Source organism: Flavobacterium bizetiae (assembly GCF_024271895.1).
Classification (GTDB): Bacteria; Bacteroidota; Bacteroidia; order Flavobacteriales; family Flavobacteriaceae; genus Flavobacterium; species Flavobacterium bizetiae.
In genome coordinates this window covers 5,285,186-5,299,588 of record NZ_CP091861.1, presented here as the reverse complement: position 1 = coordinate 5,299,588, position 14,403 = coordinate 5,285,186, and the positions used below count along the sequence as shown (strand labels likewise).

Annotated in this window: 10 protein-coding genes and 1 other RNA gene; 6 read left to right on the top strand and 5 right to left on the bottom strand. The window is 35.0% G+C overall.

Annotated features, from left to right (window positions below):
* Positions 1–2 precede the first annotated feature (2 nt).
* Genes L0669_RS21845 through L0669_RS21835 form a run of 3 tightly spaced genes read left to right on the top strand, consistent with a single transcriptional unit; the run spans position 3 to position 4,393 of the window.
* Positions 3–1,427, top strand: a complete 1,425-nt coding sequence (locus tag L0669_RS21845; RefSeq protein WP_263759955.1) for a RagB/SusD family nutrient uptake outer membrane protein — start codon at positions 3–5, stop codon at positions 1,425–1,427.
* 6 nt (positions 1,428–1,433) lie between these two features.
* Complete coding sequence (locus L0669_RS21840; protein ID WP_263759954.1) at positions 1,434–3,875, top strand: zinc-dependent metalloprotease; 2,442 nt, start codon at positions 1,434–1,436, stop codon at positions 3,873–3,875.
* Complete coding sequence (locus L0669_RS21835; RefSeq protein WP_263759953.1) at positions 3,872–4,393, top strand: DUF3347 domain-containing protein; 522 nt, start codon at positions 3,872–3,874, stop codon at positions 4,391–4,393. Before L0669_RS21840 ends, L0669_RS21835 begins: the two co-directional genes overlap by 4 nt.
* A gap of 180 nt (positions 4,394–4,573) precedes the next feature.
* On the opposite strand, the gene ssrA is transcribed toward L0669_RS21835, so the two are convergent.
* Both ssrA and L0669_RS21825 read right to left on the bottom strand, forming a co-directional pair.
* Positions 4,574–4,970, bottom strand: a transfer-messenger RNA (tmRNA) gene (gene ssrA, locus L0669_RS21830).
* Between the two features lie 67 nt (positions 4,971–5,037).
* On the bottom strand, positions 5,038–6,240 hold the full coding sequence (locus L0669_RS21825) for a serine hydrolase domain-containing protein (RefSeq protein ID WP_173971983.1): 1,203 nt from the start codon (positions 6,238–6,240) through the stop codon (positions 5,038–5,040).
* A 240-nt stretch (positions 6,241–6,480) separates the two neighbouring features.
* Here L0669_RS21825 and L0669_RS21820 point away from each other — a divergent pair, with 240 nt between their 5' ends.
* Entirely contained in the window at positions 6,481–7,683 is a 1,203-nt protein-coding gene (locus L0669_RS21820) for an NAD(P)-dependent oxidoreductase (RefSeq protein ID WP_263759952.1), read from the top strand.
* Positions 7,684–8,085: 402 nt separating this feature from the next.
* Here L0669_RS21820 and fumC read toward each other — a convergent pair whose 3' ends face one another.
* Positions 8,086–9,471 carry a class II fumarate hydratase gene (fumC, locus tag L0669_RS21815; RefSeq protein WP_263759951.1) on the bottom strand — a complete coding sequence of 462 codons (1,386 nt, stop codon included), beginning with the start codon at positions 9,469–9,471 and terminating at the stop codon, positions 8,086–8,088.
* Between the two features lie 464 nt (positions 9,472–9,935).
* Here fumC and L0669_RS21810 point away from each other — a divergent pair, with 464 nt between their 5' ends.
* A complete protein-coding gene (locus L0669_RS21810; protein ID WP_194615743.1) occupies positions 9,936–10,106 on the top strand; it encodes a hypothetical protein in 171 nt (56 codons plus the stop codon).
* Positions 10,107–10,401: 295 nt separating this feature from the next.
* Here the strand turns inward: L0669_RS21810 and L0669_RS21805 are convergent, their stop codons facing one another.
* Both L0669_RS21805 and arsC read right to left on the bottom strand, forming a co-directional pair.
* Positions 10,402–12,918 carry a TonB-dependent receptor gene (locus tag L0669_RS21805; RefSeq protein WP_263759950.1) on the bottom strand — a complete coding sequence of 839 codons (2,517 nt, stop codon included), beginning with the start codon at positions 12,916–12,918 and terminating at the stop codon, positions 10,402–10,404.
* A gap of 93 nt (positions 12,919–13,011) precedes the next feature.
* Positions 13,012–13,356, bottom strand: a complete 345-nt coding sequence (gene arsC / locus L0669_RS21800) for an arsenate reductase (glutaredoxin) (protein ID WP_263759949.1) — start codon at positions 13,354–13,356, stop codon at positions 13,012–13,014.
* A gap of 114 nt (positions 13,357–13,470) precedes the next feature.
* Here arsC and L0669_RS21795 point away from each other — a divergent pair, with 114 nt between their 5' ends.
* A complete protein-coding gene (locus tag L0669_RS21795) occupies positions 13,471–14,403 on the top strand; it encodes a CPBP family intramembrane glutamic endopeptidase (protein WP_263759948.1) in 933 nt (310 codons plus the stop codon).

Below are 14,403 nucleotides of genomic sequence, written 5' to 3'. Positions count from 1 at the left end.
ACATGAAACAGATATATAAAATAATGGCATCGCTGCTTATTTTAAGTACTGCAGCCTGCGAAGACTATACAGACGTAACGCCAAAAGGATCTTTAGTTATTGAAACAGCTGATCAGTTTCTTGAAACAGTATCGCTGCCAAACAGAGGATATCCTATCAATAATTTTCAGTATTTGTCTGATGACCAATGGATGAAAGAAGGGGATGTAATAGGGAAAACGCCCAACATCAATACAATTAATTTTACTTTTGATGAAACTACAGATCGTGTTTCTTTACTAAATACGTCGAGCTTTTACAATCAGGCTTACACCTATATTAACAGATGGAATACTATTATTTCGCTTGTCGATGATAGTAAAGGAGATGCAAATACAAAGCAATTAGCAAAAGCAGAAGCCAAAATTTACAGAGCCTACGATCACTTTTTGCTCGTAAACACTTACGCAAAAGGGTATGATCCGCAAACTGCTGCTACAGATGGAGGTATTTGTATCATGGATAAATTTGATCTGGAAGCACAGCCGGCAAAGTCTACTGTAGCACAAGTTTACGCATTTATTCAGAAAGATATAGACGAGGCTTTACCGTATCTTCAGGAAAAACCAATGGATGTTTACCATCCGTCACTGGCATTTGCTTATGCATTTAAAGCTAAAGTTCATTTGTTTAAACGTGAAATTGCAAGTGCTAAGGAAGCTGCAGAAAAGTCATTAAGCTACAACAATAAAATATTTGATATGGTAGCTTATAACACACAAGGCGGACCAAATGTAGTTGCTGTACCGGCAGCAAATAATATAGAAGTATTGAGTTATATGTATATGACAGGTTATAATGAGATGAACTTTGCTTATCAATATATTATAAGTCCGGAGCTGAGAACTTTATTCGGGACAAACGATGCACGTTTTAATTTGTTTTTTAATAATACCAGCACAACAAATCTGGATCAGGGATCAAATACAGCGTATTGGGCAACGGTATATACAAAATTCTTTTATCCTACAGTGGGGATGAAAACTACTGAGGTTTATTTAATGCTGGCAGAATGTTACGCCAGAGAAGATAAATTTACTGAAGCAGTCAATGTTTTAAATACATTAAGAGCAAAACGTATCTTATCGGGAGCTGTAAATTTAGCCGTTCCAACGACCAGAAAAGAAACGATGGATCTTGTAATTACCGAACGCAGAAAAGAATTGCTTTTGGGCTTTAATCGTTTTTTTGATTTAAAGAGGTTAAACACCGAAACCGAATATGCAAAAACGGTTACAAGAGTATTTCCAATCGTGAACAAAACCGTTCCTCAAAAAACGTATACGTTACAGCCTAATTCAAGATTATACATTATACCATTTCCTTTATCGGTACTGCAAAAAAATCCAAAGCTTACCTTAAATACCAACGAAACAGTTCCATTTTAAATTCTGATGAAAAAAATACTTATACTAATAATCATGCTGCTGGCTGGACAGCAGCATGGTTTTTCGCAAACTCCGACAGAAAAAAAAGCAGACAGTACCAGTACACAGTCGAAAGGTTTACAGGCTTATGAAAAAATAATCAAAGAAGGATCGAAAGAAAAATCAGGTCTTTTTACGGTGAATCAGGTAGATGCTAAATTTTACTTTCAAATTCCTGATAGTTTATTTAACAGATACATGCTGGTCGTAACCCGATATCTTTCGACTCCGGAAGGTATGGGCATTTTTGGTGGTGAAAAAGCCAATGAGCAGACAATTTATTTTGAAAAAGGAGCGAACAATACTGTTTTTTTAAGGTCATTGCAATACAAACAAGATGTCCGTGATCCCGATTCGATGTTGGCAAAAGCATTAGCGGGCAGTAACGAAAGTCCAATTGTTGCCGCTTTTCCAATTAAAACAACTAATCCTGTTACAGGAAATGTTGTCATTGATGTAACAGATGTATTTAAAAAAGATAATCCAATGTTTTCTATAGAAAATAAAGAGAAAACAGAAAAAAAGTTAACCTCTCTTGCCGATGACAAATCTTTCATTGAGATGATAGATGCTTATCCTATTAACATTGAAATAAAAACAACAAAAACCTATACGAATTCGACAGCAAGCAGTGGGGCGGTAACTTTGAGATTAAATACCTCGATTGTACTGCTTCCAAAAACACCAATGCGCAAACGTTTTGCCGATGAAAGGGTGGGTTATTTTGCTAACAAATATGTTTTGTTTGATGATGATGAACAACGTGCTCAGACAAAATTTATTATTCAGCGTTATCGTCTGGAACCTAAAGACAAAGACATTAAAAAATACCTAAGCGGTCAGTTGGTTGAACCAAAAAAACAAATCGTTTACTACATTGATCCAGCAACGCCAAAAAAATGGAGACCGTATTTAATTGCCGGAATCAACGATTGGCAGAAAGCTTTTGAAGCAGCAGGTTTTAAAAATGCTATTGTTGGAAAAGAATGGCCGGAAGATGATAAAACCATGAGTCTGGAAGATGCAAGATATTCAGTAGTTCGTTATTATGCATCAGAAACACCGAATGCTTACGGACCTCGTGTGAGCGATCCCAGAAGCGGAGAAATCATCGAGAGTCATGTAGGCTGGTATCATAATGTGATGAAATTAGTGCAGAGATGGTATATGATTCAGGTTGGTCCTTTAGACCCAAGAGCCAGAAAAATGCATTTAGATGATGAGGTTATGGGGCAGTTAATTCGTTTTGTTTCTTCGCATGAAATTGGGCATACGATTGGTTTACGCCACAATATGGGAGCCAGCAGTGCAACTCCGGTAGAAAAACTCAGAGATAAGAAATGGGTGGAAGCAAATGGACATACCGTTTCTATAATGGACTATGCGCGCCTTAATTATGTGGCACAGCCAGAAGATAATATAAGTCCGGAGGGAATTTATCCGCGTATTGGAATCTATGATAAATGGGCGGTGAAGTGGGGTTATAGTTATTTTCCAAAAACGGAGGATGAGTTTGAGGAAGAAAAAATACTGAGCAAAATGACTACGGATAGTTTGACTGCTAATCCTAAATTATGGTTTGGAGGAGAAGGAAAAGACGAAGATCCCCGCAGTCAGACAGAAGACCTTGGTGATGATGCAGTAGCGGCCAGCGATTATGGTATTAAAAACCTAAAACGTGTAGTGCCAAATCTTATTCAGTGGACCTATCAGCCTAACGATGCCTATGATAATTTATCAGATATGCATAAAGCCATTGTAAAACAATATGGTTTGTATTTGTATCATGTGCTAAAATATATTGGCAATAACTACGTAACCAAAAGAACCGTTGATGAAAAAGGAGTGGTATATCAGCCAGTTCCAAAAGCAAAAGTAAAGGCGGCTGTTGATTATGTGGGAAGACAATTGTTTGTTGCGCCGCTTTGGATGTATCCAAAAGAAATCGATCAGTTGATTCCTTTAAAAACAGAAGATCAGATAGCAGATCAGCAAAACCAAATCTTAAATATGTTGTTAAGTTCCGGTATTCTTTACAATATCAGCCTTAAAGCAATGCAGTTTGAAGGAGCTTATACCGTTCCCGAGTTTTTAAACGATATGCAGCAAACTGTTTGGGTAAATTTTAGCGGTAACGAAAAATTAGATTATTACAGACGAGGTTTGCAGCGCGGTTATATCGAAAAACTTGGTATGCTTTTATTGCCTAAGGAAACAGAACCTGGTAAAGCTTTAAATGCAGCACAGCGAAGTGATGTAAGATTGTATGCCAAACAGCATATTTTAAAATTAAGAACTGATGTTACAAAATTAATGAACGGAACAACAGGATTAAACAAAGATCATTACGAAGGTATTTTGATCGAAATGGATAAAATTATTTCAAAACTAAACAAAACCGATATATGAAAAAGATAGTAGTTATAGCATTTATTTTCTTAAGCAATTTGGCGCAGGCTCAGTTAACATCAAAAGAAGAAGTAGCTCCTGAGCTGGTAGAAAAACGTGAGGCACAAAAAAAGGAAATCACAAACAATTATTTGGCTTTAAAAAATAATCTTTTGGTTTCAGATAGTGTGGCCGTTGTAAAAAGCGCTATTGCATTGCAGCATTCGTTAAAGAATTTCAGATTTAAAAAACTAAATCTTGAACAAATGAATGACGCTACTACAAAAAGAAAGGAAATCATAAACCTTGTAGCTGAAGTTGAAGCAACTAAAAACATCAATAAGCAACGTAAAATTTTTGAAGTACTGTCTGTTAAATTTTGGGATCTGGCACCCAAATTCAAGGTGGCTGATAATACATTATACCTTCAGGTTTGCCCAATGACCAATGCGGTGTGGGTAAGTGATAGCAAGGAAATCAAAAATCCTTATTACCCAAAAAACATGCTGACTTGCGGTGCAGTAAAAGCAAGTTTATAAAAGTGAATTTGAATTAGTCTGACAATATACGGTTTTCTGAAAAGAAGCCGTATTTGTCTTTTTTAGATAAAACGGTTTGACCGGAGTTAAAATTGGGGTAGTGATTTGCTGCTTTTATCAAATAGATGATAAGATTGCAATTAATAAAAAAACCTGTAAATAAAGAGTTTACAGGTTTTTTTGTGGAGTCGCCGGGAATCGAACCCGGGTCCAAACAAGCAACTAAAGAGCTTTCTACACGTTTATTTCCTGATTGGATTTTCGATGTTAAGCTAGGTCAGGAACAACCACTCAACACTTATCTTCTTAATTTCGATCTCCACCCGAAGCTCATGGAAATCTAGGTTTATTTTTACGGTTCCCCTGTACTGACCGCCACAAACCAAGGCTTTCAAGGAGAATCCAGCTTCTCTATCTGATAGAGACGTGGCTTAATCTTACTATAATTCGGATTATGCAGCTAAAGCGTAGTTATTTTCGCCGTGTAAAATTGTAAGATCTTATATTTACGAGCAAGGTCTCAATGCTCGACGTGCTTACTTTTCAATTCGACTTGCTGTCAAAACCAGTCGACCCCAAAAATGAGTTTGCAAATTTATACTATTTGAAGTTAGTTTTGTAATAAATTTTTCAGAAAAATAATATTATTCTTCATCTTTAAAATTAAACGGATAATCACCAAAAATAGGAGCTAGTTTACGAACTGCATAAGTGTTTCTCGTCATTTTATTCGACAAAGCAATTATCGTAACATGCTCTTTCATTAACGGAATATACGATGAGGTATTACCATGCCACCAACCGTTATGGAAATAATAATTTTGTCCGGTTTCCCAATTGATCATTCTAATTCCTAAACCGTAATTTTTAGTACCTTTTCTTTCATTACTATAACCCGTATAAACTTGTTTTAAAAGTTCAGGCTTTAAAAATCCAGGAGCATTTCTGGCGCGGTCAAATTTTAAAAGGTCTCTTGCTGTAGAAAACACGTTTTTATCTCCGTATACATTATCAAGATAATCAAAACCAATTTCTACACCGTTACCTTTATAAGAAGGAACAATCTTTTTTCGGTCTTTATCATCATCAAAAACATACGTATGCGTCATGCCCAAAGGTTTAAATATCATTTGAGACATAGCTTCTTTATAAGATAGACCTGTGATTTTTTCGATAATTAGCGCAAGCATGGCATAATTGGTATTGCAATAACTAAAACGAGTTCCTGTTTTAGATTCTAAAGCAATATCTTTTGTCGCTAAAATGTTTAAGATGTCTTTATTTGTAAGCTGATTGTGTCTGTCCCAAACCGATTTATCTCTGTCTGTAAAATAAGCGTAATTACGCATTCCGCTACGATGGCTTAAAAGCATTCTGATCGTACAATCCTGGTACGGAAATGTTTTTAGAATTGTGTTTACTTTTTGGTCTAAATCAATTTTTCCTGCATTTACCAATTTTAAAACTGCAGTTGCTGTTAAAACCTTACTTACAGAAGCAATTTGTACCGGAGTTTCGGCTGTAATTTTAGTTCCTTCGTTTTTATTGGCGAAACCATTATATCTTTCAAAAATTATCTGACCGTTTTTTGCCACTAAAAAACTTCCGTTCATAGTATTGTTAGGCCAATTTTTATTGTAAAAGTGATTGATTCGTCCGGCAACTGAATTTATATAAGCTTGTGAAATTTTAGTTTCATGAGCTAACGGTTTCATTTTAGGTAAAGTATCTTCAACTTCTGTAGCAGTATCTGTTTGTGTTGTTTTGTCTTTACCACAAGAACTTAAAACTAGTATTGAGAAAAGTATTTGTGGTATATTTGTTTTTTTAAGGAGGCTCATTTTCATCATTCTTTAAAAACAAATATATAGAATTCAATATTTAAGTTTCGTCATTTTTTGTTTACCTGAAAGTTGATTTTAACAAAATATTAAGACTTTGTTTAATTAGTTGATTGTTTGTCAGCTTTTAACGGTTTTAAAACATTCTAAAATGTATTTTAACAACAAAACTTTAACTAAATTTGTTATATTTAAAACAAATTGAAATGAAAAAGTTATATTAATAATTATTTTAATCGGATATAAATGAAATTTGGAATTATAAAAGAAAGAAAGAATCCACCGGACAGACGTGTTGTATTTTCGCCTAATGAACTTGCAAAACTAAAACAAACCTATCACGATGCTATTGTTGAGGTAGAGAGTTCTGATATCAGGATTTTTTCTGACGTTCAATATAAAAGTATGGGAATCACAGTTACAGATGATGTTTCCGGATGTGATGTTTTGTTTGGAGTAAAAGAGGTTCCTGTCGATAATTTGATTTCGGATAAAGCGTATTTCTTTTTTTCTCATACTATAAAAAAACAACCTTATAATCAGAAATTACTAAAATCAATTTTAGAAAAAAATATCGATTTGTATGATCACGAAACCATTGTCGATGATCAAAATCGTCGTTTAATTGGTTTTGGAAAATACGCCGGAATGGTGGGCGTTTATAATGGAATCCGTGCTTTTGGGATAAAATTTGAATTGTTCAAATTGCCTAAAGCAGAAACTCTTGCGGGCAAAGATGCTTTAATCGCACATTTGAAACGTCTTAATTTACCAGCATTAAAATTTGTAGTTACCGGAACCGGAAAAGTAGGTAGCGGTGCCAAAGAAATTCTGGACGCGATTAAAGTAAAAGAAATTACGGTCGAAAATTATCTGACTAAAAACTATGCGCAGCCTGTTTATGTTCAGCTTGATGTTTTAGAATATAATAAACGTATTGATGGAGAAATTATCGATTTTAGAGATTTTATCGAACATCCTGACCAATATGTTTCAGATTTTGAAAAGTTTACTAAGGTTTCAGATATTTATTTTGCCGGACATTTTTATGCTACTGGCGCTCCGATGATTTTAACGAAAGAAATGCTGAATGCAAGTGATTGCAAATTAAAAGTAGTGGCTGATATTTCGTGTGACGTAAATGGACCAATAGCTTGTACCGTGCGTTCTTCGACTATTGAAGAGCCTATTTATGGTTATTTTCCTTTAGAAGACAGAGAAGTTGAGGTGTTTCATCCTGCAGCTGTTGTAGTAATGGCGGTAGATAATTTACCTTGCGAAATTCCTAAAGATGCCAGCGAAGGTTTTGGTGAACAATTTATGGAACACGTAATTCCTGCTTTCTTTAACGGAGATAAAGACGGAATCCTGCAAAGAGCCAAAATAACCGAAAAAGGAAAGTTGACGGAGAGATTTAGTTATTTACAAGATTATGTAGACGGGAAATAAGTCTCAGTCTCAGTCTCGGTTTTCAGTTTTAAGTGCGGCTAAAACTTTATGAAAAACCAATTTAAATTTGAATATGCTTATTTTATAATTTCGATTTCTGTGAAAAATATTTTTTAGGAGCTAATCCTGCTATCCGCTCCAATCTTTTGTGGCTCCCGGTAGCTATCGGGATGCCACAAAAGGATTTTCACTTCTATCGGGCTAGAACAATCACAATATTTTCATCGAAATGATGATGATCGTGGTTGGTTTTGTGTAAAACTAAAGTTACTTACAATCTTAGTTTTTAAATTTTGAAAAAGTTGTAGATATACAAGGATCATATAAAAAAAGGCAGAAAACTAAATTTTTTCTGCCTTTTTTTATATGCGACTGCGACTGCGACTGCGACTGCGACTGCGACTAAACCATCTCCTCCGGTTTTACCCAAGCATCAAAATCTTCAGGGGTTACATAACCTAAACGAACGGCTTCATCTTTTAGAGTAGTTCCGTTTTTGTGTGCGGTTTGAGCAATTTCGGCTGCTTTGTAGTATCCTATTTTGGTGTTTAAAGCTGTAACCAACATTAATGAATTATCTACTAATTCTTTGATGCGTTTGTAGTTCGGTTCGATTCCCTGAGCGCAATGTTCGTCGAAGGAAACGCAGGCATCTCCTAATAATCGTGCTGATTGCAGAAAGTTTGCTGCCATAACGGGTTTAAAAACGTTTAGTTCGTAATGTCCCTGCATTCCGCCAACGGCGATTGCCATATCATTCCCGATCACTTGTGCGCAAACCATAGTCAAGGCTTCGCATTGTGTTGGGTTTACTTTTCCGGGCATGATAGATGATCCTGGTTCGTTTTCGGGAATGTGAATTTCTCCAATTCCGGAGCGTGGACCTGAAGCAAGCATTCTAACATCGTTTGCAATTTTATTAAGCGAAACGGCCAATTGTTTTAATGCTCCGTGCGTTTCTACAATGGCATCATGTGCTGCTAATGCTTCAAATTTATTTTCGGCGGTAACGAAAGGAAGGTTGGTAAATTTTGCAATGTATTCGGCAACTTTTATATCGTATCCTTTTGGTGTATTTAATCCTGTTCCTACTGCGGTTCCTCCAAGAGCGATTTCGGATAAATGTGCTAAAGTATTTTTTAAGGCTTTTAATCCAAATGATAATTGAGCGGCATAACCTGAAATTTCCTGTCCTAAAGTTAATGGTGTGGCATCCATAAGATGGGTACGGCCAATTTTTACAACATCTTTGAATTCTTTTGCTTTTGCGGCTAAAGTGGCGTGTAGTTTTTCGACTCCGGGAATAGTGGTTTCGATAACCATTTTATATGCGGCAATGTGCATAGCAGTAGGGAAAGTGTCGTTTGATGATTGTGATTTGTTGACGTCATCATTGGCTTTGATAAAAGGTTCGCCTTCGCCAATATTAAAGCCTTTTAAAACTTGTGCACGATTGGCAACAACTTCGTTCACATTCATATTGCTTTGGGTTCCTGAACCAGTTTGCCAAATAACTAACGGAAATTCGTCTTTAAGTTGTCCGGCGAGGATTTCGTCGCAAACTGCGGCAATGGCATCGCGTTTTTCGGCAGGTAAAACACCTAAATCGGCATTGGCGTATGCGGCTGCTTTTTTTAGGTAAGCGAATCCTTCGATGATTTCTTGTGGCATTGAGGCCGAAGCGCCAATTTTGAAATTGTTACGGGAACGTTCTGTTTGTGCTCCCCAATATTTATCGGCAGGGACTTGTACTTCGCCCATGGTGTCTTTTTCTATTCTGTATTTCATGTTGTTTTTTGTAAAATGTTATATGTAAAATGTTATATGTGTAATTGTTAAAGAATTTTTGTAAATAAGACGTGGATGAAACGGATTTACTTGGTAAAAACGCTAATTAAAACGGATTTTTTACTTTTATGATTGAAATTTCTTTTGAAAATGAGTGCCTAGCCCCGATAGTAGTGGAAATCCTTTTATGTTTTTTCTTTAAAAACATAAAAGATTACTTCACTAAACATTTATTTTAATTGGAGTTCAGTGAACTTCGTTTGTAACGGATAGCGGGAAATAGCTCCTGAAAATACTCATGTTCTTATAGTTTAGCTAGTTAAATAATAATCGAAAAAAATCCTTATTTAAAATGAGTTTAAATATACAGATTATTGTGATTTTATGAAAATTGATTTGGATTTTATTGCTAAGGAAAAATATAAAACATACATTTGTCCTTACATTCAAAAATTCCGGAAAACATGTTTGAATTTTCACAGTACTTAGGCTTTTTACTTTTCTTGACCATACTAACTATAGGGTTTTGGTTGATGTTTTTCTTAGTTGGTTTCGTATCTTATTGGGTTACGGGAGCAAGCTGGGAACTTATCAAAGAGAAAAGAGCAAAGAAAAAAGCAGAACAAGCAATTTAATTTTAAGTTGACTTTATAAAAAAAGGACCCGTTTTTGCGAGTCCTTTTTTTTATGGAAATAAGTGAAATTCCAAATTTTGAAAACTCCAAATTCCAAAACTGACAAAAAAAAATAAATTCCAAATTCCAATTTGATTGAAACTATTTAGATCGGGCAGGTCTTAAAACCTGTAGGGTTTCTTTATAAATCAAAAAATCCAAATTCCAATTTTTAAATTGGAATTTGGATTTTAAATTTTGGAATTTATCCAACCAGATTGGAATTTGGATTTTTTTTATTGGAATTTAACTTATATTATCCCGGAAATTCTCCTCCGCCGTCGCCGCCGCCATCATTTTTAGGAGCTCCGTTCTTTTCTCTTTCGTTTTTAGGTTTGTTGAAACGATACGTAAAAGATAAGTTGAATTGACGTTTACGGAATTGCATTTCGCCATATGATGTCTGGCTCTCAAGTGTTGTATCGTTTTGAAGGTAAGTGTATGACCTCATGATTCTTGAGTTGAAAATATCACTAATATTGAATGCGATTGTAGCTTTGTCTTTTAAGACATCTTTACTAAAAGCGGTGTTCATAGCAAATTGTCCCAGATTTTTACCCTGAGCCGTTTTTTGCTCGCCATTGTATACTCCGCTTAACTGCCAGTCGATTTTGTATGGTAAAGTTAGCTTAGAGTTGATTCTTGCAAACCAGGTTGTGGCTTGATTATCCAGATTTTGTACAACAAGGTTTCCTTTAGAATCATTGTACGTGTTTTCTCCGGTTGTTTTTACGTTGTAAATATTGAAATTACTGTTTACTCTCCATTTTTTGAATGGTGTATAATTCAGTGTAAATTCGAAACCAAATTTTTGCTCTCTTCCTAAGTTAATTGGACGGCTTAAAATAACCGGAATTCCATCATTAACTGGGTTTTCAGGTGTAGGAGTTACGACTTCACCATCAGAATTTACAACTTCACCTGTAGGAGTTCTTACGAAACTGAAAACATCTTTTGTGTTTTCGAAATATGCTGAGGTATTAAAAGTTAGTTTGTCCCAACGTTTGATGTATCCAATATCGTATTTGTCTGTTAAAGAAGGATCTAAATCCGGATTCCCCTGAAAGATATTTACGTTACTGGAGTAATTTGTTGCAGGGTTCATGAAACGTCCTCTGGGTCTTGATAAACGTTTACTGTAGCTGGCTGAGAAACTGCTTTGATCTGAAATTTCGTAACCAATAAAGGCACTAGGAAATAAGTTGTTGTATTTTTTAGTATTGAAATCACTATTATCTAATAAGTTCACCTGAATGTTGGTGTCTTCCCAACGCAAACCAAATAAATAAGAGAATTTGTTTACTTTGAAACCATACTGAGTGTAAATCGCGTTGATGTTTTCTTTGTATTCTAAGGTGTTTGATAATTTTGGATCTGGATTACCCAAATTGTCTGTTATTATATATTGGTTATTCAGGTCGCCAAAACTACCTTTATATCCGGCTTCAAACTGACTTCCTTCGCCTAATGGTAAAACATAATCAGCCTGAAGTTGTATTTGTTTTTGAACCTGATCGTTTAAAGTATTATTAAAATTTGGTGATGCTGTAATAAGACTGTTACTGTCATCTGTATTTCTTGAAACCGATAAATCTGCAGTAAGTTTGTGGCCTTTGTCGTTGAAGTTTTTGATTAAATTTGAAGTATATTCTACGTTTTCACTATCGGTATCTCCATTGTTTAAGCGGAAAGAAGTTCCTGTAAAAGCATGATTAGCGTCAAAATTATTGTAGTTAATCAAGTCTCTGGTATTTCCGTTGCTTTTTTGGTAATTAATAGCATTTGTCCAGTATGTATTTGGTGCTACAGTCCATTCTATACCCGCTCTTCCGTTGAAACCTTCGTTGGTTCTTTTAGTATCACGATCTTCATCTAAATAACCTTTGGGCGTTTTGTCGGCATTAAAATACTCTGTATTGGTTAATCCTCCACCTTCGTTGGTTCTGTAGTTGTATCCTGCAGTAGTAAAGTAGTTTACTTTTTCTGTTTTATAATTCAGGTTGGCACTTGCGCCGTAAGTTTCAGGAATACCTGTAGAGGCAATAAAAGTCCCGTTTATCCCTTGGTTTTTTCCTTTTTTAAGGATAATGTTGATCAATCCTGATCCTCCTTCTGCATCATAACGTGCAGATGGGTTGGTGATAACTTCTACTTTATCGATAGCATCGGCAGGAAGCTGACGTAAAGCTTCGGCAACATTGATAGCATTTGAAGGCCTTCCGTCGATTAAAATCCTGATATTATCACTTCCTCTTAAGCTTACATTTCCTTCGGTATCAACAGAAACAGAAGGTACGTTGTCCAGAACGTCACTTACAGTTCCGCCTTTTACCATCATATCCTGACCAACGTTGTATACTTTTTTGTCAAGTTTTATTTCTACTGTCGATTTTTCGGCACGCACTACAACTTCGTTTAGTTGTGCTGCATCTTCAGATAGATTTACAACGCCTAAATTGGTGTCACCTTGTATAGTTCTTCCTTTTATTTCGGTTGCTTTAAACGAAATAAATTCAACTTTTATATCATAAGTTCCGGGAGCAACCGCTACATCAAATTCCCCTTTAGGATTTGTGATTCCGCCAGCAATAACTTTAGTATCATTTGGCGCTGTGATCGAAATAGTGGCGTATTCAAGAGGCTGTTTACTTATTTTTTCGAAAACTTTTCCTGTAACTTTTACTTTGTTGTTGGCTGGTGGTCCTTGTTGGGCATAATTGTAAAAACTTGTAAATAGCAATACAAGCAATACAGCAAATTTGATTTTTTTCATTTTATTTCTGGTTTCTTTTTCTTTTAGACCGCAAATGTACCTTTTGGTTTAAAGAGAGAAATCACAAAAAAATGTTAATACTACTCTTTATAATCAATCTAAAAAAGAAGCTACCTTGTCTAGATCTCTTCCAATAATTGCTTTTCCGTCTTTTATAACAATTGGGCGTTCTATTAAGATAGGATTATCGGTCATGGCCTGAATAATCTGGTCATTGGTTAATTCTTTTCCTTTATAATTTTCGATCCATATTTTTTCTTTAATTCGAACCAGTTCAATGGGTTGAAGGTTTAATTTTTTAAGCAATGCTTTTAGTTCATCAAAAGAAGGAGTTTCGGTCAGGTACGGAATAATTTCATATTCCTGATTGATTTGTTCGATAAAAGCCAGACAGTTTCTTGATTTTCCGCAACGTGGATTATGGTAAATTTGTATCATTTTGTTATATTTAAGGTGTGTTAAGGGAATTAAATTAAAAATTCGGTATTTTAGCAAGACCAAAAGTAAGATTTAGTTGTTAAATCGAATTCTCATTTTTAAATTATTATAAATATGTTTTTAGAACAAGGAATTAAATCTCAGAATAAATTTTGGTTATATCTTATTGGCTCAGTTTTAATTATTATCGCTTCGTTTATAGGTCAGATTCCTTTTTCGGTTGCGGTGTTGTATAAAACGTTAACTGGGAAAAAAGTAATTCCGACAGATAATGCGGCTGTTATGAAAATATTCGAACCAAATCTTACCTTGTTTTTGGTTATGATTTCGTTTGCTTTTGCATTTGTTGGTATTTATTATGTGGTAAAATATTTGCATCATCAAACGCTTTTGTCGGTTACGACATCAAGAAAAAAGGTCGATTGGAAACGTATTTTTTTCTCCTTCTTTTTATGGTCCTTTTTTACAATACTAAGTTTTGTGGTGGTGTATTTTAGATCACCTGAAAATTTTATATGGAATTTTAAATTGGTTCCTTTTTTGATTTTAGTTGCCGTAGGAGCAATTTTAATCCCGATTCAAACCAGTACCGAGGAATATGTTTTTAGAGGATATTTGATGCAGGGATTTGCGAATCTGGCCCTTAATAGATGGTTTCCGTTAATGATGACTTCTCTTATATTTGGACTGATGCATATTTTTAATCCCGAAGTAGCCAAAATGGGTTACGTTATTATGGTTTATTACATAGGAACCGGTTTATTTTTGGGTATTATTACACTTATGGATGACGGAATCGAATTGGCTCTTGGTTTCCATGCTGCCAATAATCTAATTGGTGCTTTATTGGTGACTTCGGACTGGTCTGTTTTTCAAACCCATTCTCTTTTTAAAGATTTGTCAGAACCATCTGCGGGGCTGGATGTTATATTACCTGTTGTCGTAATATATCCTATTTTGCTTTTTATTTTTAGTAAAAAATACAATTGGAAGAACTGGAAAGAAAAATTAACGGGTAAAATAAATGCTGTAGAAATTTCAAATTAA